This window comes from Ignavibacteriota bacterium (assembly GCA_016707525.1).
Classification (GTDB): domain Bacteria; phylum Bacteroidota; class Ignavibacteria; order UBA10030; family UBA6906; genus JAGDMK01.
Map to the genome: position 1 here is coordinate 110,272 of JADJHP010000006.1, position 22,589 is coordinate 132,860.

24 protein-coding genes are annotated in these 22,589 nt (G+C 60.5%); all 24 read left to right on the top strand.

From position 1 onward, the window contains the following. The 24 genes from IPI01_10925 (at position 1) to fliE (ending at position 22,587) form a co-directional block, all read left to right on the top strand. Positions 1-1,011 (top strand): chemotaxis protein CheB, encoded by a 1,011-nt coding sequence (locus tag IPI01_10925; GenBank protein MBK7258290.1) that lies wholly within the window; start codon positions 1-3, stop codon positions 1,009-1,011. Beyond that, positions 1,011-1,625: a chemotaxis protein CheR gene (locus tag IPI01_10930; GenBank protein ID MBK7258291.1), complete on the top strand. Its 615-nt coding sequence runs from the start codon at positions 1,011-1,013 to the stop codon at positions 1,623-1,625. The genes IPI01_10925 and IPI01_10930 overlap by 1 nt, the downstream gene beginning before the upstream one ends. After that, positions 1,622-2,233 carry an MBL fold metallo-hydrolase gene (locus IPI01_10935; GenBank protein ID MBK7258292.1) on the top strand — a complete coding sequence of 204 codons (612 nt, stop codon included), beginning with the start codon at positions 1,622-1,624 and terminating at the stop codon, positions 2,231-2,233. Before IPI01_10930 ends, IPI01_10935 begins: the two co-directional genes overlap by 4 nt. A 214-nt stretch (positions 2,234-2,447) precedes the next feature. Next, positions 2,448-7,088, top strand: coding sequence for a PAS domain S-box protein (locus tag IPI01_10940; GenBank protein ID MBK7258293.1), 4,641 nt, complete (start codon positions 2,448-2,450; stop codon positions 7,086-7,088). Further along, positions 7,085-7,615 carry a response regulator gene (locus IPI01_10945; protein ID MBK7258294.1) on the top strand — a complete coding sequence of 177 codons (531 nt, stop codon included), beginning with the start codon at positions 7,085-7,087 and terminating at the stop codon, positions 7,613-7,615. Before IPI01_10940 ends, IPI01_10945 begins: the two co-directional genes overlap by 4 nt. Positions 7,616-7,635: 20 nt before the next feature. Next, complete coding sequence (locus IPI01_10950) at positions 7,636-7,986, top strand: hypothetical protein (protein MBK7258295.1); 351 nt, start codon at positions 7,636-7,638, stop codon at positions 7,984-7,986. Then, on the top strand, positions 7,976-8,827 hold the full coding sequence (locus IPI01_10955; GenBank protein MBK7258296.1) for an HDOD domain-containing protein: 852 nt from the start codon (positions 7,976-7,978) through the stop codon (positions 8,825-8,827). Before IPI01_10950 ends, IPI01_10955 begins: the two co-directional genes overlap by 11 nt. A gap of 252 nt (positions 8,828-9,079) precedes the next feature. Next, positions 9,080-11,011 (top strand): response regulator, encoded by a 1,932-nt coding sequence (locus tag IPI01_10960; protein ID MBK7258297.1) that lies wholly within the window; start codon positions 9,080-9,082, stop codon positions 11,009-11,011. Next, a complete protein-coding gene (locus tag IPI01_10965) occupies positions 11,008-11,583 on the top strand; it encodes a response regulator transcription factor (GenBank protein MBK7258298.1) in 576 nt (191 codons plus the stop codon). The genes IPI01_10960 and IPI01_10965 overlap by 4 nt, the downstream gene beginning before the upstream one ends. A 37-nt stretch (positions 11,584-11,620) precedes the next feature. Then, positions 11,621-12,775 (top strand): DUF342 domain-containing protein, encoded by a 1,155-nt coding sequence (locus IPI01_10970; protein ID MBK7258299.1) that lies wholly within the window; start codon positions 11,621-11,623, stop codon positions 12,773-12,775. A gap of 27 nt (positions 12,776-12,802) precedes the next feature. After that, a complete protein-coding gene (locus tag IPI01_10975) occupies positions 12,803-14,227 on the top strand; it encodes a HEAT repeat domain-containing protein (protein ID MBK7258300.1) in 1,425 nt (474 codons plus the stop codon). Between the two features lie 59 nt (positions 14,228-14,286). Next, a complete protein-coding gene (locus IPI01_10980) occupies positions 14,287-15,108 on the top strand; it encodes a protein-glutamate O-methyltransferase CheR (GenBank protein ID MBK7258301.1) in 822 nt (273 codons plus the stop codon). 7 nt (positions 15,109-15,115) lie between these two features. Further along, a complete protein-coding gene (locus tag IPI01_10985) occupies positions 15,116-15,490 on the top strand; it encodes a response regulator (GenBank protein MBK7258302.1) in 375 nt (124 codons plus the stop codon). A gap of 43 nt (positions 15,491-15,533) precedes the next feature. Further along, the gene (locus IPI01_10990; protein MBK7258303.1) at positions 15,534-15,926 is read left to right on the top strand and encodes a response regulator; all 393 of its coding nucleotides are present in this window, start codon (positions 15,534-15,536) and stop codon (positions 15,924-15,926) included. Positions 15,927-15,968: 42 nt separating this feature from the next. Continuing rightward, positions 15,969-16,742, top strand: coding sequence for a protein phosphatase CheZ (locus IPI01_10995; GenBank protein ID MBK7258304.1), 774 nt, complete (start codon positions 15,969-15,971; stop codon positions 16,740-16,742). 49 nt (positions 16,743-16,791) lie between these two features. Then, on the top strand, positions 16,792-17,355 hold the full coding sequence (locus tag IPI01_11000; GenBank protein ID MBK7258305.1) for a hypothetical protein: 564 nt from the start codon (positions 16,792-16,794) through the stop codon (positions 17,353-17,355). Further along, entirely contained in the window at positions 17,348-19,189 is a 1,842-nt protein-coding gene (locus tag IPI01_11005) for a chemotaxis protein CheA (protein MBK7258306.1), read from the top strand. The genes IPI01_11000 and IPI01_11005 overlap by 8 nt, the downstream gene beginning before the upstream one ends. Continuing rightward, the gene (locus IPI01_11010) at positions 19,186-20,301 is read left to right on the top strand and encodes a chemotaxis response regulator protein-glutamate methylesterase (protein MBK7258307.1); all 1,116 of its coding nucleotides are present in this window, start codon (positions 19,186-19,188) and stop codon (positions 20,299-20,301) included. Before IPI01_11005 ends, IPI01_11010 begins: the two co-directional genes overlap by 4 nt. After that, the gene (locus tag IPI01_11015; GenBank protein MBK7258308.1) at positions 20,298-20,573 is read left to right on the top strand and encodes a hypothetical protein; all 276 of its coding nucleotides are present in this window, start codon (positions 20,298-20,300) and stop codon (positions 20,571-20,573) included. The genes IPI01_11010 and IPI01_11015 overlap by 4 nt, the downstream gene beginning before the upstream one ends. Positions 20,574-20,736: 163 nt before the next feature. Further along, positions 20,737-20,907, top strand: coding sequence for a hypothetical protein (locus IPI01_11020; protein ID MBK7258309.1), 171 nt, complete (start codon positions 20,737-20,739; stop codon positions 20,905-20,907). 167 nt (positions 20,908-21,074) lie between these two features. After that, positions 21,075-21,500 carry a flagellar basal body rod protein FlgB gene (flgB, locus tag IPI01_11025; protein ID MBK7258310.1) on the top strand — a complete coding sequence of 142 codons (426 nt, stop codon included), beginning with the start codon at positions 21,075-21,077 and terminating at the stop codon, positions 21,498-21,500. Then, positions 21,497-21,994 carry a flagellar basal body rod protein FlgC gene (gene flgC, locus IPI01_11030; GenBank protein ID MBK7258311.1) on the top strand — a complete coding sequence of 166 codons (498 nt, stop codon included), beginning with the start codon at positions 21,497-21,499 and terminating at the stop codon, positions 21,992-21,994. Before flgB ends, flgC begins: the two co-directional genes overlap by 4 nt. Before the next feature lie 2 nt (positions 21,995-21,996). Then, entirely contained in the window at positions 21,997-22,275 is a 279-nt protein-coding gene (locus IPI01_11035) for a hypothetical protein (GenBank protein ID MBK7258312.1), read from the top strand. A gap of 3 nt (positions 22,276-22,278) precedes the next feature. Next, positions 22,279-22,587, top strand: a complete 309-nt coding sequence (fliE, locus tag IPI01_11040; GenBank protein ID MBK7258313.1) for a flagellar hook-basal body complex protein FliE — start codon at positions 22,279-22,281, stop codon at positions 22,585-22,587. The last annotated feature ends 2 nt before the right edge of the window (positions 22,588-22,589 follow it).

Consider the following 22,589-nt stretch of genomic DNA (forward strand, 5'->3'; position numbering starts at 1 on the left):
ATGAGAGTCCTGATCGTCGAAGACGATGCGGTGAGTCTGGTCCTGTTGAAGAAAGTGCTCCGCAAGGAGCAGTTCGAGATCCTTACTGCCAGGAACGGCGCAGAGGCGTTCGACGTCCTCCGCCGGGAACCGGTGGATGCCGTCCTCACGGATTGGATGATGCCGGAGATGGACGGGATGGAGCTCGTGAAGAAGATCCAGGCGCACATCAAACCCCTGCCCCTGCTCATGATGGTCACCGCGCTGGCTTCGCCGCAGGCCCGGCAACGGGCCCTCGAGGCGGGGGCGGACGTCTATGTGACGAAGCCGATCGATGCCGGGCTCGTGGTCGATGCTCTGCAGAAGGGGCTTGTCCAGAAGCGTCAGGGCCAACAGTATGAAAAGGTGCTGAAAGGCGCGGCGACGGGCTGGCGGGGCAATGTTGTCGGTGTCGGGATCACGGCGAGTACCGGGGGGCCTCCGATGGTCCGGGAACTTCTCCACGGGATCACGCCGACCACGGATGCTGCATTCTTCATCGTGCAGCATGGGCCTGCGTGGATGCTTGAAGCATTCGCTACACGCCTCCAGGAGGAGACCACCATGCCTGTCCGCCTCGGCAAACATGACATGCGTGTGGATGCCGGTACGGTCTATCTTGCCCCGGGCGATAAACATATGATCGTCGATCCGGGCGCGCCACGTCTCCTGCTCACGGATGATCCACCGGAGAACTATGTGCGTCCGGCTGCCGATCCGCTCTTCCGGAGCATGGCCTCGGCATTCCGGCACCGTGCCCTGGTCGCAGTGCTCACGGGTATGGGGCGCGACGGAACGATCGGTGCGGGGTACGTGAATGTCTCCGGTGGTGTGGTCCTGGCACAGGACCCCGCAACCGCAACGGTCGAATCCATGCCGGGCTCGGTGGTGGCGCTGCGGATCTCCCGTATGCATGCTCCGGTGCCGAAGCTTGCGCTCGAGATCAATCGTCTCATCCAGGAGTTGCAGCACGCCACGATAGGAGCTGCCTGATGGCATTCACATTCTTTTTCCGCGACATGAGCATCCTGGACCTGATCGGCCAGCATGTGGTGCCGGCCGTGTCCGGTTTCACACGGGTGAGGGTCTGGGATGCCGGGTGCGCGATGGGGCCCGAGCCCTATTCCCTCGCGATCGTCATCGCCGAACGCATGGGGCATTTCATGTTCCGCAACGTGCGCATCGACGCGACGGACATCGATGAGCAGGACCAGTTCGGCAAGATCATCATCGCCGGTATCTATCCCGAAGAGCCGCTCAAGCGCATCCCTCAGGACCTGTTCGCCCGCTATTTCGAGCCGGCGGATGAACCGGGCCAGTACCGTGTGGTGCAGATGGTGCGCGACAGGATCCACTTCCAGAAGCATGACCTGCTGTCCATGACACCCATCGGGGCGTCCTACCACCTTATCATGTGCAAGAACGTCCTTCTGCATTTCCAGCAGCAGGAACGCGCAGCCGTGATCCGCATGTTCCATGCAGCCCTTGCGCCGGGCGGTTTCTTCGCCACCGAGCAGACCCAGAAACTTCCGGACGAAGTTGCCGGGATGTTCGAACAGGTCTCGCCCGAAGGGCAACTCTTCAGGAAGCTCGAGCGGGCGCCGTGAAGGTCATCCCTCTCCGGTCATCGGGCCCGGTGTACTCGGGTTGGGCCTACCTGTTGCTCGGCGAGTGGAACAGACTGGAAGATGTGAATGCGCTCGTGGATACCGGGACGGATGGCGGGATCGTCGATATTGTGCAGACCCTGAATACCGGCATCGGGAAGCGTCAGGTGGACCTCGTCCTGCTCACCCACTCCCATTTCGACCACGCCGGCGGTGTCGGTCGTGTGACTGCCGCCTATGGTTGTCCCGTGGCTGCCATGGCTCCCACGGATGGCGTGACACGACTCCTGCATGATGGGGAGTCCCTCCGCCTGGGCGACAGGGATGCGGAGATCATGGCCTGCAACGAGCACTCCATGGACTCCATGTGCATCTACGTACACGGCGACGGGTACCTGTTCACAGGAGACACACCGTTGTTCGTTCGGTCGACGGGTGGGACGTACAGTGACGAGTTCACCACTCTTCTTCGGCGTCTCACGCGTCTGCCAGTTCGGGCGATCTTCCCTGGCCACGACGTCCCACTATATGAGGGGGCCCAGGATCTCATCCGCAGGACGCTGGCGATCGTAGAGGGTGAAATGGACACTTTCCGACCATCTGCGTAATAATCGCCACCAAGATTTTGCCTCATTGTCAATACCCGCCATTTTCCTGATGCGCACTCATCAATTCCTGCTAAATCACTGAAATTCCAACGGTTTAATTGTAATATTTACACGCATCCTTGGCATGGGTTTAGAAGTGTAATTTTTGTCCGGGGAGTGGGATGAGCATGTGTTCATCCAGGGATCTCCCCCATAGGCGAATGCAACAGGGATCATGCCCAGGGCAAGGATACTTATCGTTGAGGATGAGCGGATCGTGGCCAACGATCTGCGCGGGCGTCTCGACCGCATCGGGTACGATGTGGTAGGGATGGCGTGCACCGGCGCGGATGCGATCGCACTGGCGAGCGAACACCTTCCCGACATCGTCCTCATGGACATCACCTTGAAAGGTGCGATGGATGGGGTGGAAGCTGCCGAGGCGATCGGACGCACATCCGATATCCCGGTGATCTTCATGACCGCACATTCGGACGATGTGACGCTCCAACGAGCCAAGCTGACCGGGCCGTTCGGCTATATCCTCAAGCCGCTTGAAGAACGCGAACTCCATACGACCATCGAGATGGCGCTGTACAAGAGCACCATGGATCGGCGGCTGCGCGAGAATGAGCATTGGCTGTCCACCACACTCGGTTCCATCGCCGATGCCGTGATCAGCACCGATGCGGCGGGTATCATCCGGCTCCTGAACCCCGTTGCGGAGATGATGACCGGATGGACGAAGGACGCGGCGCTTGGCAGGCACATCAACGACGTGTGTCAGTTGGAAGCGGGGACAGGCCGTGGTGCCCAGGAAGCGCCGTTCGTCTTGCTCATGGGCCGCGACGGGCGGCGTACCCCGGTCGAGCAGAACATCACTTCGATTCGTGATGCCCGGGGCACGGTGTCCGGCATGGTCCACGTCTTCAGGAACCGGACGGAGCAACAACAGGTCCTTTCGGTCTTCGACAGCATCGCGGAATCCATCTACGTCGCCGATCCGGTCTCGTATCAGATCCTCTTCGCAAACCGGCATCTCCAGGAAGTCACCGGCAAAAAGCTCACGGGGGGGATCTGCTACAAGGAACTGCACGACGCATCGGTCCCGTGTTCGTTCTGTACCAATGAACTCATCCGCCGCTCCGGCAACGAGTCGCTCCAGTGGGAACATCACGACGACGTGAGCGGGCGCGACTATCTTGTCACCGACAAGATGATCATGTGGTCCGATGGCCGCCACGTCCGGTTCGAACTCGCGATGGACATCACGGAGCACAAGCGGGCGGAGTCGGCGATCCATCAGCAAGCGGTCTTCCAGCAATTGATGCTCGATGCGATCCCGCTGCCCGTCTACTTCAAAGCAGCAGAGGGGCATTTCCTGGGGTGCAACACGGCATTCGAGAATTTCACCGGTTGGACCCGTGACGAACTGGTGGGCAAGACCGTCTATCAGATCCTCGGTGAACGGCATGCACCGGTGCAGCAGCAGCTCGAGCAGGAGATCGTCCGGACCGCCCGGGTTCTTGTGCGCGAGATCGAAGTATGCAACCATGCCGGCGAGCTCCGCCAGGTGCAGTTCCATGCCGCACCGTTCTCCTCCAGTGAGGACGGTCCCATTGCAGGATTCGTCGGTGCCCTCCTGGACGTCACCGAGCGCCAGCACAATGAGGAAGAACTCCGCAAGCTCTCGCGCGCGGTGGATCAGAGTCCGACGTCGATCGTCATCACGAATGTCGATGGGATCATCGAGTACGTGAACCCGGCCTTCGAGGCGCTGACCGGGTACACCCGGGCAGAGACCCTGGGTCAGAATCCGCGCATCCTGAAATCCGGACTCACGGACCACGAAGTGTACCGGGAAATGTGGACGCAGCTCCGGAGTGGCAGGGTCTGGCGGGGCGAGCTGGCGAACAGGAAGAAGGACGGCGAGATCTTCTGGGAGGCCGCGTCGATCTCGCCGGTGAGGAACATCGAAGGAGAGATCACCCATTTCGTCGCCGTCAAAGAGGATGTGACGACGAGGAAGAGAATGGATGATGAGATCGCCCGGCTCGCGTATGTCACGCGATCCATCGGTGAGTTCGTCGTCATTCTGGACACCCATGCGTGTGTCACGTATGTGAACAAGGCCTTCGCGGACAGGTTCGGATATGCCGTGGGAGAGATCACCGGTCACCGTCTGGAGGAGTTCCTCGCACGATCCACCGAGCCGCTGCTCATGCGGGGTATCCTTCGCGGCACGATCCGCGGTGGATGGAGTGGTGATGTCCGCGGCCGGACCAACAGCGGCGAAGAATTCTGGATGTCTCTGACGACATCCCTGCTGTCGCAGGAACAGCGGGTGACCGGGGTCGTGGTGGTCGGGCGCGACATCTCCGAGCCGAAGCGTGCAGAGGAGCTCCTGAGGAAATCCGAAGCGCAATTCCGGTCGGTATGGGAGCATTCCCAGGATGGCATGCGCCTGACGGATCCTGACGGTAACGTGCTGATGGTGAACGAAGCCTTCTGCCGGATGGTGGGAAAGACGCGCGCCCAGCTCGAAGGCGGCATGATCGATGCCTTCTATGCGCCGGGTGACAGCGCCCGCGTGCTGCAACAATACCGCATGCGGTTTGAGACCCGCACGGTGGAGACGTTCTTCGAACGGGAAATGTGGCTCTGGGACAACCGCCGCGTGTGGTTCGCGGTCTCGAACACGATCATCGAGGTCGAGGAGCAGCAGCCCATGCTCTTGAGCCTCTTCCGGGACATCACCGAGCGCAAGATCGCTGACCAGGCGCTGGCCGACCATGCCGCCGAATTGCTCGTCGCCAAATCCAAGGCCGAGGAGCAGGCCCGCATGCTCGAGGTCCAGGCGGTCGAACTCCGCCAGGCCAAGGAAGAAGCGGTCCAGGCATCGCGCTTCAAATCGGAATTCGTCGCGAACATGAGCCATGAGATCCGTACGCCGATGAACGGCGTCATCGGGATGACCGGTCTGCTTCTGGATACCCGCCTCTCGGAAGAGCAGCGCGAGTATGCGGAGATCATCCGGACCTCGGGTGACGCTCTGCTCACGATCATCAACGACATTCTTGATTTCTCGAAAATGGAAGCGGGCAAGCTCACGCTCGAGAACACCGACTTTGAAGTGCGGTCGACGGTGGAGGAAGCCGTCGACCTGCTCGCCACGCGCGCCCACGAGAAGAACCTTGAGCTCTCCTGTGTGGTGGACGACACTGTGCCCGCGATGGTGCACGGTGACCCGGGACGCTTACGCCAGGTGCTGGTCAATCTGTTGAGCAATGCGGTCAAGTTCACGGAGACCGGAGAGGTCGTGGTCCATGTCCGTTGTGAACACCAGGACGGGGAGGGGATCCGGTTGCGGTACGAGGTGCGCGATACGGGGATCGGGTTGACCGCTGAAGGCCGGGGCCGCCTGTTCCAGCCGTTCTCACAAGCCGACGGTTCCACGACACGGAAGTTCGGGGGCACGGGCCTTGGCCTGATGATCTCGAAGCAACTCGTGGAACTGATGGGTGGGACGATCGACGTCAGGAGCGATCATGGCAGAGGGAGTACATTCTGGTTCACGGTCCAGTTCCACCAGAGCACCCGCCCGCTGCCCGTTTCCCTGGATGCCCGTGCCATGATCGGACGCAGGGTCCTGATCGTTGACGATAATCACACGAGCCGATCGATCCTTCTCCATCAACTGGAACACTGGGGGATGCGGTGTGTTGCCGCGGCGGATGCCTTGCAGGCGCTCCGGCTGATGCAGGAGGGTGTTGCTCTCGGCGATCCGTTCGCCCTCGTGCTCGTGGATATGCAGATGCCCGGGATGGATGGATCGTCGCTGGCCGCGACGATCAAACATGATGCGTTCCTCCGGCGGACCATCATTGTGATGCTCTCGTCGCTGGGAGGGGCGCAACTCCCCGTGGATGCGGCTGACGGCGTGGCGCTGTGCCTCACGAAGCCGGTCAAAGAAGGCGCTCTGTACGAGGCGCTGTTGACGGTGTTGGATGATGACGATACCGTCATTGGTCCGGGTCCCGCCCATCATGTGCATGAACGCCCGGGCCGTGCCGGCCGCGCGTTGAGGATCCTGGTGGCCGAGGACAATCCTGTGAACCAGAAGGTGGCATTGCGCATGCTGACCAAGCTGGGTTGCAGGGCAGATGTCGTCGGGAACGGCAAAGAGGCGGTCGACGCCGTGCGGTCCGTACCGTACGACATGGTCTTCATGGATTGCAATATGCCCGAGGTGGATGGCTTCGAAGCCACCCGGCTGATACGGGACATGGAACACAATCATAAACAAACGGTGATCATAGCCATGACAGCGAACGCGTTGAAGGGGGACAAGGAGAAATGCCTTGCAGCGGGGATGGATGACTACATAGCAAAACCGGTCCGGCAGAATGATCTTGCCGCCATGGTCGATCACTGGAGCGGCGCTCCGAATCCGGCACCGGATATCCCGGTCGCGGTCCCTGCGCAGGCATCCGTCCTGGAGCATTGTGCGGGCCCGGCGGTCGATAGTGCCCGGCTGGATGAACTGGCCGAACTCGGCGATGAGGAGGATCCGGAATGGCTGGTGAGCATTCTCGACAAGTTCGTCGAGGACGCGGCGTCCCGGATCGTGAAGCTCGTTGTCGCCTCCGAATCGGGGGACGCCACGCAGCTCGGCCAGGTCGCGCATGCCCTCAAGGGAAGCTGTGGGAATATCGGCGCGGCAGGGATGGTGACCGTCTCCCAGCAACTCCAGGCTCTGGGGAAGGCAGGTTCCGTCCAGGGTGCGGGCGATATGATCACGCTTCTGGAGAAGGAGTTTGCGCGGGTGCGCACAGCCCTCGGTAGTTACATGCAGACGAAGGTCAAGGCGCAATGAAGGTCCTGATCGCAGAGGACGATCCCGTCTCCAGCTATGTGCTGGCTGCGCGGATCAAGAAGATGGGGCACGATGTTCTCGTGACCGAGAACGGACGGGAAGCCTGGCAGGTGTATCAGCAGGAACACCCGCGGCTCGTCATCACGGATTGGATGATGCCGGAGATGAACGGCGTCGAGCTGATCCGCCTCATCCGGAATGCGGACTCGAACCTGTACACCTATGTGATCCTCCTGACCGCGTTGAGCGGCCGGGCGCACTACCTGGAAGGGATGAATGCCGGTGCGGACGATTTCGTGACAAAGCCTCTGGAGGCTGATGGTCTCCGGATCCGGCTCCAGGTGGCCGAGCGCATCCTGTCGTTACAGCAGGAGCGCCATCAATTGGAAGGGCTGCTCCCGATATGCTCGTACTGCAAGCGCATCCGGGATGAACATGATGATTGGCACGTGCTGGAAACCTATGTCGGGGAAAAGACGGAAGCATCGTTCTCGTCGACCCTTTGCCCCGATTGTCAGTCGACGTAATACACAAAGGAAGCGATGGTATGGGACTGATCAGTCTGAATGACATCAAGCCGGGGATGATCCTGGCAGCCGAAGTGAAGGACCGGGCGGGCCGGACGTTGTTGGCGGCCGGCCAGGAGATCACGGAGAAGCACCTGAAGATCTTCAAGACCTGGGGCGTCACGGATGCCAATATCGAAGGCGCCTCGCAGGAGGACATGGTCTCCCAGGATCTGGTGGACGTGGATCCCGAGGTCCATCAGAAGGCTGAGGAATTCATCACGGCGAAGTTCCGCCATGCAGGGACCACGCATCCCGGCCTCAAAGAACTGGCACGCCTTGCCGTCATGCGGCGGGTGCGCGAAATGACGGAGGGTGGCAATGGAAATTAGTCCGCGTGACCTGCTCAAAGGGTATGTTGAGGTCTCCTCGCTGCCGATGATCCACCTCCGGCTCGAGGAAGCGATCAATAACCAGAACAAGTCGATGTCCGATATCGCGAAGGTCATTCGCGAAGACGCCGGCCTGACGGCGCGCCTCCTGCGCATCGTGAACAGCGCGTTCTACAACTTCCCGTCGAAGATCGAAACGATCTCGCAGGCCGTCACCATCGTCGGGACCCAGCAACTCAGCGCCCTGGCCCTGGCGACATCCGTCATGAAGATGTTCAAGGGCCTGCCGCAGAACCTGGTGAGCATGGATTCCTTCTGGCGGCATAGCATCGCCTGCGGCCTCGCCGCCCGCATGATCGGATCCTTCCGGCGGGAGACCAAACCGGAGCGGTTCTTCGTCGCGGGTATGCTGCACGACATCGGCCGTCTGATCATGTACACGAAGATCCCCGACCAGGCGCGCGAGATCCTCGACGCGGCCGCGAAATCGCAGACCCTGCTCTACGAAGAGGAGCGTGCCAAACTCGGATTCACGCATGCGGTGGTCGGCGGTATCCTGCTCCAGACGTGGAAACTGCCGACGAGCCTGGAGGAGATCGTGATGTATCATCACAACCCGAAGGCGGCGACGCGGTATCCGATGGAGACCGCCATGGTGCATGTCGCGGATATCATCGTGCATTCCATGGGCCTCGGGAGCAGCGGCGAGGTGTTCATTCCACCGCTCGACAATGACGCGTGGGACAAACTCGGGCTGTCCCCGAGCGTGATGTCGAGCGTCGAAGAACAGGTCGACCGGCAGTATCAGGACGCGCTTCAGACCATGTTGGCGGACATGTGACATGACCGAATTGACCGATATCATCGAGCATCTGCGGCAGACGGAAAGCCGCGTGCGCCACCTGGAGGACGTGAACCGTCGCGTGCTCGATGCACTCGACTTCGTCGCCTCGCTGGGTGATTTCCAGAACAGCTTGAATGCCGATCAGACACCGGATCGATCCTTGCCGCCACCCGGGCCAATCTCTCGCGCCTTCTCTCCTTCCGTGCCACGGCATTCCTGCTGGATGAGGCGGGGGATGGGAACCTCGTCGTGGCCGATTGCGAACCCGGGGACGGGCGCGACAAGATCCAGGCGGAGATCGATCAGCAGATCGAAGAGGGGACCTTCGCATGGGCCCTGAATCAGAACCGTTCGCTCGTGGTGCCGGCGCGCACCTTCGACAGTTCGATCATCCTGCACGGGCTTGCGACGCGCTCCAGGATCATCGGCATGTTCGTCGGCATCCTGCCGAATGATGATCAGCTCATCACGGACGTGCCGTTGAACCTCCTGACGATCCTTCTGTTCACGTGTGCGAACGCGCTGGAGAATGCGTCCCTCTACACCCAGGTCCGCGACTACAACAAGACCCTGGAACAGGCGATCCAGGAACGGACCCGGGAATTGCAGGCCGCGCTGGAACAGGCGCAGGTCGCGAACGTTGCGAAGCGGCAGTTCCTTGCGAACATGAGCCATGAGATCCGGACCCCGCTCAACGGGATCATCGGTCTGGTGGACATCATGAAGGACACGCCTCTGGACCAGGAGCAGCGGAAGTATATCAATATCATCCAGGGGAGCAGCGGGGCGCTGCTCACCGTCATCAACGACATCCTGGATTTCTCCAAGATCGAAGCGGGGAAGCTCACACTCGAAAAGCGGGCGTTCGATCTCCGGCCGGCCGCCGAACAAACCGTGAACCTGTTCAGCAGGCGTGCGGAAGAGAAGGGGCTTGCGCTCACGTTGAACCTGGATCCGTTGATCCCCCGGTCGGTCATCGGTGATCCGGTGCGTGTTTCACAGATCCTCAACAACCTCGTCGGCAACGCCGTCAAATTCACGGAGACCGGCGGGGTGACCGTCCGCGTGGACGTGGTGCAGCAGACAACCACCGAGGCGTTCATCCGGTGCGGTGTCACCGACACCGGCATCGGCATCTCCCCGGAACAGCAACGGGCGTTGTTCCAGTCCTTCTCGCAGGTGGATGGTTCGGCGACACGGAAATACGGTGGGACGGGACTTGGACTTGCGATCTCGCGGCAGCTTGCGGAGATGATGGATGGTGCCGTCGGGGTCGACAGCACCGTCGGCAAGGGGAGCACCTTCTGGTTCACCGCGCGCTTCCCCGTTGATGGGAGCGCGGCCGTGGAAGCCGCACCGCCGGTGCCGAAGAAGGAACGGCACGGTGACGTGCTGCAGGGTGCCCGCATTCTGGTGGCCGAGGACAATGAGGCCAACCGCCTGGTGGCATCGATCATGCTCGGCAAGCTCGGGTGTGTGACCACGATCGTCGGGAATGGCAGTGAAGCACTGACCGCATTGACCACGTCGGATTTCGATGTGATCCTGATGGACTGCCATATGCCGGTCATGGATGGCTTTGAAGCCACACGGATGATCCGGCGTACCGAAGGAGCGGCCAATCACCGGACGATCATCGCCATGACCGCCAACGCTCTCCAGGGAGAGAAGGAACGCTGTCTTGCTGCAGGCATGGATGATTTCCTCTCCAAGCCTGTCGTGCTCGACGATCTGGCGGACAAGTTGCGCGAATGGGTACACGCACCGCAGGGTGTGGCCCCCGGCCGGCCGATCACGGAAGCAGCGGTACTTCCGCCCATGCGGTTGGACCATGTGCGGCTGCGGCATCTGCGGGATCTGGGCGTGAAGCAGGATCCCACCATGTTCGAGCGGATCCTGCAATCGTTCCTTGAGGACGCCCCGCAGCGCATCGTGACGATGTGGCACGGGTTGGAAACCGGCGATGCGGAGAAGTTCTTCGGGGCGGCCCATTCGTTGAAGGGGATCAGCGGCAATCTGGGCGCTATGATCATGATGTCGATGTGCCAGCGGTTGCAGACCGTGGGGCATTCCGGGATGTTGACGGGTGCCGAACCCATGATCCGGGAGCTGGAGGCGGAGCTCGAGATCGTGCAGAACGAGATCCGGGAAACGTATCTCACGTGTGAGAACAGATCGTGAACATTCTTCTGGCCGAAGATGACGTCGTCACCCGCCGCGTGCTGGTCTCCCAGCTCCGCAAGCTCGGACACGCCGTCACGGAGGCCGAGGATGGGGTCCAGGCGCTGGCATTGTACCGCGGGGCGCCGCCGCAGGTCCTGATAACGGACTGGATGATGCCGAATATGGATGGCCCGACACTCTGTCGCAGCGTCCGCGACGAGAAGTCGCGGGAGTATACCTTCATCATCATCCTGACCGCGCTGGAGAAGAAGATCGGGTATACGGAAGGGATGAAGGCCGGGGCGGATGATTTCATGACGAAACCAGCAGACATTGTGGAGCTCAATGTACGTTTGCGGGTCGCCGAGCGGATCGTCCGATTGCAGAAAGAAGTGCAGCAATTGCAGGGGTTGCTCCCGATCTGTTCAAAATGCAAGCGGATCAGGGTGGGGGAGAACCGCTGGGAGCAGGTGGAAAGCTACATCACCAAGAGATCGGTGGCGCAGTTCTCGCACGGCATCTGTCCGTCGTGTTATGCCGCCGTCGTTCAGCCGCAGCTGGATGCGTTGAAGCAGAAGCGGAGCGTGTGACCCGTACGAATGTTGTGCCAAGTAGGGAGGGACCCCGATGGCTGAAGTGCTGAGTCTTCCACAGGTACGCTGTCGCATCGGCGATGGTGGTGCGCGTGCCTATCTGGAATCGCGTGAACCCGTGCCGCCGGGTGCGTTGACCATTGCCGCGCTCAGGGAGATCATCAAGGAGGCCGGTGTGGTCTATGGGCTCCAGGAAGATGTCCTGGCGCGCGTCATCAACGGGGGATATGACGGTGAGCCGGTGGACATTGCTCTTGGCGATGCCGGTATCCCCGGCAAGGATGGACGCGTGGAGTACAAGTTCGAGGTCGATGCCGCGACCCCGCATGCCGGATCGGGCGAGGATGCCATCTATGTCCCCCGCGTGATCACCAGCATCGGTGCCGGCCAACCGCTTGCCGTTCAGATCCCTCCCGAGCCTGGCAGACCAGGGCTCGGCGTCACGGGAATACCGGTGGCGGTGAGACAGGGCAAGGTGGCCCGGCTCATCCCGGGGCCTCAGACGAAGCTGAGTGATGACAAAGAGACCCTGATGGCGGCCGTAGATGGTTGTCCGGTCAGGCGTCCGGATGGCTCTGTCGAAGTGCAACCGGTGGTCACCCTCCCCGGGAATCTGGATTATACGGTCGGCAGTGTCGATTTCATCGGATCGTTGGTGGTGCGGGGCGACATCGTGGGAGATGCGGTGGTCAAGGTGAAAGGTTCGGTTGAAGTGAAAGGGAACGTCGAAGATGTCTCGATCGAGGCCGGTGGCGATGTGACGATCCATCAGGGCTTTTCCGGGCACGGAAAGGGAAAGATCCATGCAGGGGGCAACGTCACCGTCCTGTATGTGATGAACCAGACCGTTGTAGCGGAAAAGGACATCATGATCGGGCGGGAATGTATCAATGCCACGATCGATGCCGGGGGGAAGATCCATGCTCCTCGGGCGCTGATCGCGGGAGGGAAACTCGATGCCGTGCAGGAAGTCGAGGTAGGGAGCATCGGGACCATGGACATCTCTTCGGCGAAGATCCGTGTCGGCAGGCATGGGAAGCTTCTGGAGCATCTTGCGCAGGTGGATAAAGACATCAAGCAGGTCGATACCATGGTGGAAGTGAACGGGGTCCGGAAATTCATCGATAGTGCTCTGGAAGGTGTGATCTTCGTGGAACGTGCGGGGGCTCTGGAAGCCCGCTCAGTATGATGCAGCAGACCAGGAGAACGATCAGATATGATTCCTGAAACCAGAAAACAGCTTGCGGCGCTTCTCGCCGATGAGGACCCTGATGTCCGGCGGCGTGCGGCCGAAGACCTGAGTCGTTGCACGGGCCTCGCCGCCGTCGCGGCTCTTGCGGCAGCGCTCGAAGATGAAAGCAAGGGAGTGCGCGATGCCGCCGCCCGCTCGCTCCAGACCATTGGTGGTATGAATGTGGCACGGGCGATCGTCGAGTATCTGGATGCGAAGAACATCGTGACGCGGAATCTGGCGTCCGAGCTGTTGATGAAGCTCGGTTCGACATCGATCCCGGCGATCCTTCCATATCTCGAGCATCCGAGTCAGGACACCAGGAAATTCGCCGTCGACATTCTCGGATTGATCGGGAACGAGGAGCCGACGCAGCACCTGCTGCCGTTGCTGGTGGATACGGACGAGAACGTCGTCGTGTCGACCGTCGAGGCCCTCGGGAACATGAAGAGTGCCCGGTCGCTGCCCTTCCTCTTCGAGGCGTACGATCGTGACGACTACACACGTCCGGCCGTCGCGGAAGCGCTGGGCAAGATCGGTGACCCCAGTGCCAGCGGCTTCCTGATGGACCGCCTGCGGCAGTCGCTGCTGACGGTCGCTGCCGACCCTGTGACGCCCTTCGCGATCATCGAGGCGCTCGGCGCCCTTGGTGGTGACGGAGTGCTGGCGGTACTGGAAAGTGTCGTCACCCAGGTCAAAGGCCGCGTGCGATCGACCGTCCTGCTGGCCATCTCCCGGATCTCGGACCGCCATCAGCGTCCGCTGCCGTCGCTCCCCGGTCTCCGTTCGGATTTCCTCGCCGCTCTGAATGAGGACGACCTCTCGGTTCAGATTTCGGCCGTGAAGTGGCTCGCCGGGTTCAAGGAAGAGGATGTGACCACCGCCCTGGTCCGCCGCCTCGGGATCGCCCCGGAGCTGGATGCGGTGCTGGGGGGGGAACTTGCGCGGCGGGACGACACCTTCCGGCTCTGTGTGAACGAACTACCGGGGTTGCCGATGTCGCAACACAAATCCGTCGTGGCCATCATTGGCCGTTTGACGATGGATGTGATCCGGCGTGTGATGTCCGGCGGACTCGGGAAGTACGACGAGAATTTCTTCACGCGCGCCTTCGATGTTGTCACCGCGGAGTGGGAAGGCGGCGACGAAGAGACCCGTGCTGCGATCGTGGACGTGCTGTTCCATCTGGACGGTGACCGGGCCGTGATGTTCCTGGATGCGATCATGAACGATCCTGACCCCTGGTTGCGCATCCACGTGATCGAAGTGATCGCGGCGATCGCGGACCGGCGGGCACCGGACTTCATCGCCCGCTTCCTGGAGGACGATGACGAGATGGTCCGAGAAGTTGCAGTGAGTACACTGCAATCGCGAGGGTATGACCCGGCAACCGTGACACCTGGAGCTTGACGAACGTGACCGTAGGCGCGCCTCTCATAGGAAAAGCACCCCTGACCTCCGGCGTCAAGATGTCCGATGATACGTTCCGGCTCATCAGGGAGTTCATCTATCAGCAGACCGGCATCTATTTTCAGGACAACAAGAAGTACCTCCTGGAAGGACGCCTGGGAAAGCGGCTGCAGGTGCTGAACCTCGGGACGTTCGAGGAGTATCTCCAGCTGATCAAGTACGGCACGCGGAGGAACGAGGAGCTCAAGTTCTTCTATGATGCCATCACCATCAACGAGACCTTCTTCTTCCGGAACGAGCCGCAGTTCGAGGCATTCGAGAAGACGTTGGTGCCGGCGATCCTTGCGGGCAAACCGGGCAGGTACAAATTGCGGGTGTGGAGTTCCGCCAGTTCCTCGGGGGAAGAGGCGCACACGATCGCGATGTTGTACCTCGAGCGCCTCAAGCCCAAGTACCCGGGCCTGGAGCTGGAGGTCGTCGGGACGGACATCAATTCCACGGTGCTGGATACGGCGCGGAAGGGAGTGTACCGGGACTACTCGGTGCGGAACATGCCGAAGATGTACCTGGACAAGTATTTCAAGGCCGAGGACGGCCGCTTCACGGTGCGGGACGATGTCCGGCGGCTGGTCCGGTTCGAGCACTTGAATCTGTACGACCAGATCCGGATGAGGCAGATGGGCACATTCGATATCGTCTTCTGCTGCAACGTCTTGATCTACTTCGATGCGCCGTCGAAGATCCAGGTGGTGTCGAATCTGTACGATGCGTTGAACCGGGGTGGGTTCCTGTTCATCGGGTATGCGGAATCGCTCCACGGGATCTCCACCGCATTCAAACTCGAGAACTTTCCCAAGACCGTAGCCTACAAGAAGGAGTGATGCCCTCATGAGTAAAGTCATTATGGCGGTCGATGATTCTACGACAGTGCGCAAATTCGTCTCCGTGGCATTGACCATGCAGGGCTTCACGGTCGTGACAGCCTCCGACGGAATGGATGCGCTTGAGAAACTCCCTCATTCGCATGTGGATGTCCTCATTACGGACCTCAACATGCCGAATATGGATGGATTCGAGTTGATCAAGGCGATCCGGGACATCCCGCAGTATAAGGACCTCCCGATCATCATCCTGAGTTCGCTGTCGGACAATGCAAGCAAGGAACGTGGTGTGGAGCTGGGGGTCTGCTCCTATCTCGTGAAGCCATTCAGTCTGGAAAAGATCCAGTACGAGGTCTCGAAATATGTGAGCTGGGTGGAATGATCCACTCCGGCATGGAACCCCTCATAACAGCCAGGAAGATGCAATGGCAACGGTAAAGTTTCTCGTAGTGGACGACTCCCTGACCATGCGGCGGATCGTGATCAATACGCTGAAGACGATCGGTTATGCCGACGTGGTGGAGGCGGGCGATGGCAAGGATGCCATGGCCAAACTTCTCAGTGAAGGTGCGGATTTCCTGATCACCGATTGGAATATGCCCGAAATGAACGGCCTCGAGCTGACCAAGTGGGTGCGGAGCAACGCGCAGTTCGCCGCGATGCCGATCCTGATGGTCACGACCCGCGGCAACAAGGAGGATGTGATCGAGGCGATGAAGGTGCGCGTGAACAACTACATCGTCAAGCCGTTCACGGCACAGGGCCTCAAGGAAAAGATCGATGCGATCCTGAAGGCGGGCGAAGCGAAACCGGCGTAGGGGGAGGGCCGGACAACCGGAGCATATGGAAAGCACAGGCAGATGAAACCTGAGGAACTTAATATCATCGTTCGCAAGGTCGAGGAACTGCGGGCGCTGATGGTCTTTACCCAACGCACGATCCCGTTCCTCGAGGATGTCTTCGCCTTCGTGAAGGATATCGTGCCGTTGCTGGATGTCCTCAAATCGTCCGTCGAGACCACATCGGAGAAGTTGCCCCACGCGTCCAAGCAGCTGGACAAGATCACGACGGCGACGGAGCTGGCGTCGACGGAGATCATGAACATCGTGGACGTGATGTACCCGAAGGTTGACCGGATGCGGGCGGAGCAGGAGAAGCGCCGGGGCGATGTGGCCGCAGCGCAGGCGTCCCTGAAACGCCTCTGCGAGCTGACCGCGGGCACACCGGCCGCGGGCGAGGCACAGACGATCTGTACCGGGTTGTCGGGGATGCTGGCGGCGATGGTGCCCACGGACGAAGCCGTGCAGGAACTCGAGAGCATCCAGGCGGATTGCACGAATATCATGATCGCCCTGCAGGTGCAGGATATCACCGCACAGCAGATCGCAGCGGTCAACAAGCTGATGCAGTCGGTGGACGAAGGCCTGAACCGGCTCCTGAAGCACTTCAGCAAATCGTCCAGCGAACCCCAGACGTCGCGGTACAAGCACCGCCGCCTGGATATCGTCTTTGATTCCTCCGCGGAGTTCGACGCCACCGGCGAACGGCAGCGCGCCGCGGATGCGGTGATGGAAGAGGCCCTCAAGACACAGACCACCCACGCGCCGCGCACACGGCGGAAGAAGGCCCACTAACGATCGGCCGCGCTGCCAGGGATGGCAGGTGCCCGGATGAAAGGTCGCTATGTCAGTGAGTAACGTGCTCGATTCGCTCTTCGGGATCATCCCCCTTCTGGACCGTATCAAGGTCTCGATCGAGGAGAGCAGTGGTGCGATCCCGAAGGCGTCAACGCAACTGTCCAGCGTGACCCAGGCCACCGAGTCCGCCACCGTCGAGATCCTCAATACCCTCGACCGTATGGCCGGGAGGATCGATGCAGGCGAGGCCGGCCTCGGGTCGCTCCGTTCCGGTATCGATGCCGGGTCCCCGTTGCAGGAGCAGATCGCCACCATTGAAAAGGTCCTCGCCGATACCCGTCAGGATTCGATGGCCATCGCCATGGCCCTCCAGGTTCAGGATATCACCTCGCAGCAGATCGCCGGCGTCACCGCGATGATCGAGGCGGTCCGTGCGCAATTGCTGGACGTCGCAGGCCAGCTGGACCGTGAACATGATCGTTCCACTTCACTGCCGCCCTCGCAGCCGAGCGGCCACTTCGACAGCAACGCGCAATATACACTGACGGGTGAACGTCAGCAGAGCGCGGACGAGATTATTCAACAATGGCAGAAGGTGCAACATGAGTGAGCAGGCGACGGAGACCGGTGGCGAAGGTCCGGTGTTCGACAACGAAATGGCCGAGATCCTTGAAAGTTTCCTCATTGAAACCCGCGAGATCTTTGAGCGCCTGGGGCAGGACCTCCTCACGCTTGAAAAGGGTGTCACCGACAACGAGTTGCTGAACACCATCTTCCGCGCAGTCCATACCGTGAAGGGTACCTCTTCGTTCCTGGGGCTGGAGCAGATGACGTCGCTCGCCCATGTGTTCGAGGATGTCCTCAACAAGCTGCGCAAAGGCGAGATCACGGTCAGCTCGGACAAGATGGACGTGATGTTCGAGGCGTACGATATCATGAAGGATCTGCTGGCGCGGATCGAGGCACGGAACCTCGCGAAGATCGACCTCTCGGCGATCATCCCCAAGCTCCGCGTGATCGGTCAGGTCGGCATGGCAGCTCCGGATGTGGCGGCAGTTGACCCGACCCCTGGTGACGCGTCTGCAGACGACCTTGGACTGCCCGAGGCCGCCGACTTCTCGGACCTTGCAGAGATACCCGTACCCGCTCCGGCGGCGCAGGTCCCCGCACCAGCACCGGCAAAGGCCCCCGCACCTGTGCAGGCAGCGGCGGCACAGCATCCCGAGGCAGCCCAGGCTGCGGTAAAGGCCGCCGACACGACGATCCGCGTCGATGTCGCTCGCCTCGATAGCCTCATGAACCTCGTCGGCGAACTTGTGCTCGGCCGCAACAGGCTCACGCAGATCTCCTATCTGATGAACCAGCAGCACGAGGGGATCCCGATCACCAAGGACCTCACGGAGACGAGTTCGCAGATCGATTTCATCACGACCGAACTGCAGATGGCGGTGATGAAGACACGGATGGTGCCCATCGCCAAGGTCTTCAATAAGCTCCCGCGCCTGGTCCGTGACCTCATGAAAGAGACCGGGAAGGAGATCGAGCTGGTCACGTTCGGCGAGGACACCGAGCTGGACAAATCGATCATCGAAGAACTGAATGATCCGTTGGTCCACCTCATGCGCAACGCCGGTGACCACGGACTCGAACCGACGGCGGACCGGCGTGCCGCCGGTAAAACCGAGAAGGGGATCATCACGGTACGGGCCGAGCACGAAGGGAACCATATCGTCATCTCCGTCGCCGATGACGGACGGGGCATGGATCCTGAAAAGTTGAAGGCCAAGGCCATCGAAAAGGGGATGATCACCGAGGTCCAGGCACGGGAGATGTCGAAGGCCGAAGCCTTCAACCTCGTCTTCGCTCCCGGGTTCAGCACGGCAGCCAAAGTGACGAACGTGTCGGGACGCGGTGTGGGCATGGATGTGGTGAGGACGAACATCCAGAAGCTCAAGGGCATCATCGAGATCGAATCGGAGATGGGGAAGGGAAGCAAGATCATCATCAAGCTGCCCCTGACCCTTGCCATCATTCAGGCATTGCTCGTGGAAGTGGACCGCGAGGTCTTCTCCGTGCCGCTGGAGTCGGTCCTGGAAGTCGTGCGCATCCAACCCAAGGATATCAATACGATCAGCGGCCGGGAGGTCGTCCGGCTCCGCAATACGGTCCTGCCCCTGGCCCGGCTGCAGAGCATCATGGGCACGTCCAATGGGGAGGATCGCCAGGATGACTGGATCTACATCGTCGTCGTTGGCCTTGCACAGCAGCGGTTGGGCATCGTGGTGGACTCGCTGCTCGGACAGAAAGAGGTCGTGATCAAGTCGCTCGGTGGCTATCTCGGCACCGTTCCGGGCATCGCGGGTTCGACCATTCTCGGCGATGGCCGCGTGATCATGATCATCGATGTCGGTGAACTTATGAAGTTGTACTCGGAGCTCAGATGACACGCACCATCAATTGCATCGTGGTGGACGACTCTGCATTCATGCGTAAGTCGTTGGCCATGATGTTGGAGTCGGATCCACAGATCAAGGTTGTTGCGACAGCGCGTGATGGCAAGGAGGGGATCGAGAAGATCAGGGAGTTCAGCCCTGACCTTGTCACGATGGATATTGAGATGCCGGGGATGGATGGCCTGACGGCGCTCGGCATCATCATGAAGGAATGTCCGCTGCCGGTGCTGATGGTCAGTTCTCTGACCACGGACGGTGCGAAGTCGACGCTGGATGCCTTGAACCTCGGCGCCGTGGACTTCATTCCGAAGGAACTCTCCTTCGTGTCGCTGGATATCGTGAAGATCAAGGCCGAACTCATCAGCAAGGTCAAATCGATCGTCCAGAGCAGATCGTTGCAGTTCCGCTTGCAGCGCATCAGAGCTGCGTCGCAGGGTATCCGGGATTCGGCCAATGCCACGAAAGGTGGCCATGCCGCCCCTGCAGCACCCGCCAGGCCGGTCGCCCCCGCGGCCATCGCACGCCGGAAGGAGCTCCGTGCCGTGGTCCTTGGCATCTCGACCGGAGGGCCGTTCGCGCTGCTGCAGACGATACCGAAACTCCCGAAGGATTTCCCCCTGGGCATTGCGGTGGTCCAGCACATGCCCCCGCGGTTCACAAAATCGATGGCGGAGCGCCTGGATGGGCTGAGCCAGGTGAGTGTGAAAGAAGCGGAGGACGGAGATGCATTGCTTCCGGGGCGGGTGCTAATCGCACCGGGAGGGCAACATCTGACGTTCAAGCACCAGGGAAGCGAGGTCGTTGCCCGTATCACCGCCGAGCCGGCCGACACGCTGTACCGTCCCTGCGCGGATGTGATGATGCTTTCGGCCCTTCAGGCGTTCAACGCACCGTTGCTGGGCGTGATCATGACGGGTATGGGCAAAGACGGCCTGGAAGGCTTGCGGAAGATCAAACAGAAGGGGGGCATGGTCGTGGCGCAGAACGAGGAAACCTGCGTCGTGTACGGCATGCCCAAGGCCGCGGTGGATGACGGGATAGCCGATCTGGTGCTTCCTCTTGAGGAGATCCCGGGTGCACTTACGAAGATCACACGAGGATGATGATGACCCAGCAGGATGTTTCCCAGGGGGATGATTTCACTGATCTGGCCGCCTACAAGAAGGTCAGCATGCCGGGGGTCCGGTCCGATGACAACGTGATCAAGCGTGTGCACGTTGTCCACTCAGGGGTGGAGGAGATCCATCGGGATACCGAGGAGGCGGGTACACCGGATATCGTCGTGCATCGCGATGGTGAAATTGTGGTCGGTATCGATTTTGTCTGCAAATGCGGGCATTCTGCGGGCATTCGGTTCGCCTATGACGAAGAATAGCCATCACTTGGCTGATATCAGCCACTGTAGACCCCTCTGAGGCAGTCTCCGCCACACGATTCTCCCATCAGTAGTAAGCATTCCTGCAATATCCCACGTTGGCACCGGTCTTGATAGAGAGATGCCAGGACACTAGGATCGCTTCTTTCATCAGAGGAACACCATGATCACCAATCAGAGCAACAGCATCAATCTGGGCGTGGGAAGCATTGCATTTCTTGCGGGTGTTTTTGCCACGATCGTAACAGCGTACGCGATGGTTTCGAAGAAGAACCGGACCGTGCAGAAACTCCAGGACCACTACGAGGGCTGGGAAGAGGGGCTTGGTGTCTGATGAATGCCCGCCTGCTGCAGCCGCGCCCCGTTCCGGGGCCACATGGCTGCAGGGGCGGAAGCCGGAGTGTGCGGCCAAACACGGACGTTGGGCCGGAGGTGTATGTGCAGGATGCGTGTTGTGACCGGACAGTGAACGAACGGCGAACAATCCTTTGTGGAAAATCCGTGAAACTGTTTGATGGAACAAAGATCCCTGTGTTGAACAGGGCGCTGGATGCTTACGCGTTGCGTCATAAGACGATCGCGACGAATCTGGCGAATATCACCACGCCGGGATACCGGGCGCGGACGGTCGCATTTGAGGATCAGCTGGCCTCGGCGATGCAGGCCCCGTCGTTCCCGGGCCTCGTGACGAATGAGCGGCACATCCCCTTCGGCGGCCCGAACATCGCTTCGGCGCAACCCCAGGTCGAGCAGCCGCCCGCAGATGCCAACCTGCAAGGCGACGCGTCCGCCAGCGGGATGAACAATGTGGATCTCGATCAGGAGATGGCTGAACTGGCGAAGAACCAGATCCGGTTCCGCTTCTCCAGCCGCATCATTGCCGATACGTTCCGCGGACTCCAGAAGAGCATACGGGGTACCACATGAAACTTGATCGCGTGTTTGGCGGACTGAACATCAGTTCGGAAGGTCTCGGGGCCCAGCGGCGCCGGATGAATGCCATCGCCGAGAACCTGGCGAATGCGGACACCACACGCACCGAGCAGGGCGGCCCCTACAAACGGAAGATCATTCAGCTCAAGGCAAAAGGGGCGCAGATGTTCTCGACGATGCTGCGTCAGTCGGCCATGCCGATGAGCACGACCCACCCGGGACACGTTGTCGCTGGTGCGCCGGCGCTCCCCGGAGATCCATCGAATGTCTCCTCGGTAGAGGCGACCGAGACGGTCGACTCTGCCCCGCCCCGCGTGGTCTATGATCCCGGCAACCCGGATGCAGACCCCAACGGGTACGTCACCATGCCGAACGTCAACATCGTGACGGAGATGGTGAATATGATCTCAGCGTCACGCGCCTTCGAGGCGAATGTGGTGGCGGTGAACGCAGCAAAGAACATGGCGAAGGACTCTCTGGAGATCTGATCATGGATGTACGTGGGATCACGACACATACGTTCCCGGTGTTGACCCCTTCGCAGGGCACCCGCAAGGGGAGTCAGGCGGCGGACGAGACGACCCAGCCCCGCGGTGCGCAGAGTTCCGCGAGCGAGCGGCATCCGGCGCTGACCGCGGAAGAGCAGCGTTATTTTGAATCAGCGTTCCCTGTGTCCGCACAGGAGAAACCTGGTGCCACGACCTACAGCGGTGGTGGCGCGATGCGCCAGCCGTTGCGGTCAGGGACGCTGGTCGACAGAAAGGCGTGACAGATGAAGATCGGGCAGGCACTCACATTGATGCCGAATATCCGTCAGGTCAACAAGAATGGCCTGATCGATAGGACGCTCAAAGAGACGCAGGCATCGTTCGGTGAGACGTTGCAGCGGGCGATCACCGACGTGAACTCGCTGCAGAATGAAGCGGGGAAAGCAGTGGACAAAATGGTGACGGGCGAGGCGGTCGATCTGCATGAAGTGATGATCGCCGTAGAGAAGGCCAGGACGAGTTTCGACCTTCTCATGGAGATCCGGAACAAGACGATGGACGCGTATCGAGAAATCATGAGAATGCAGGTATAATC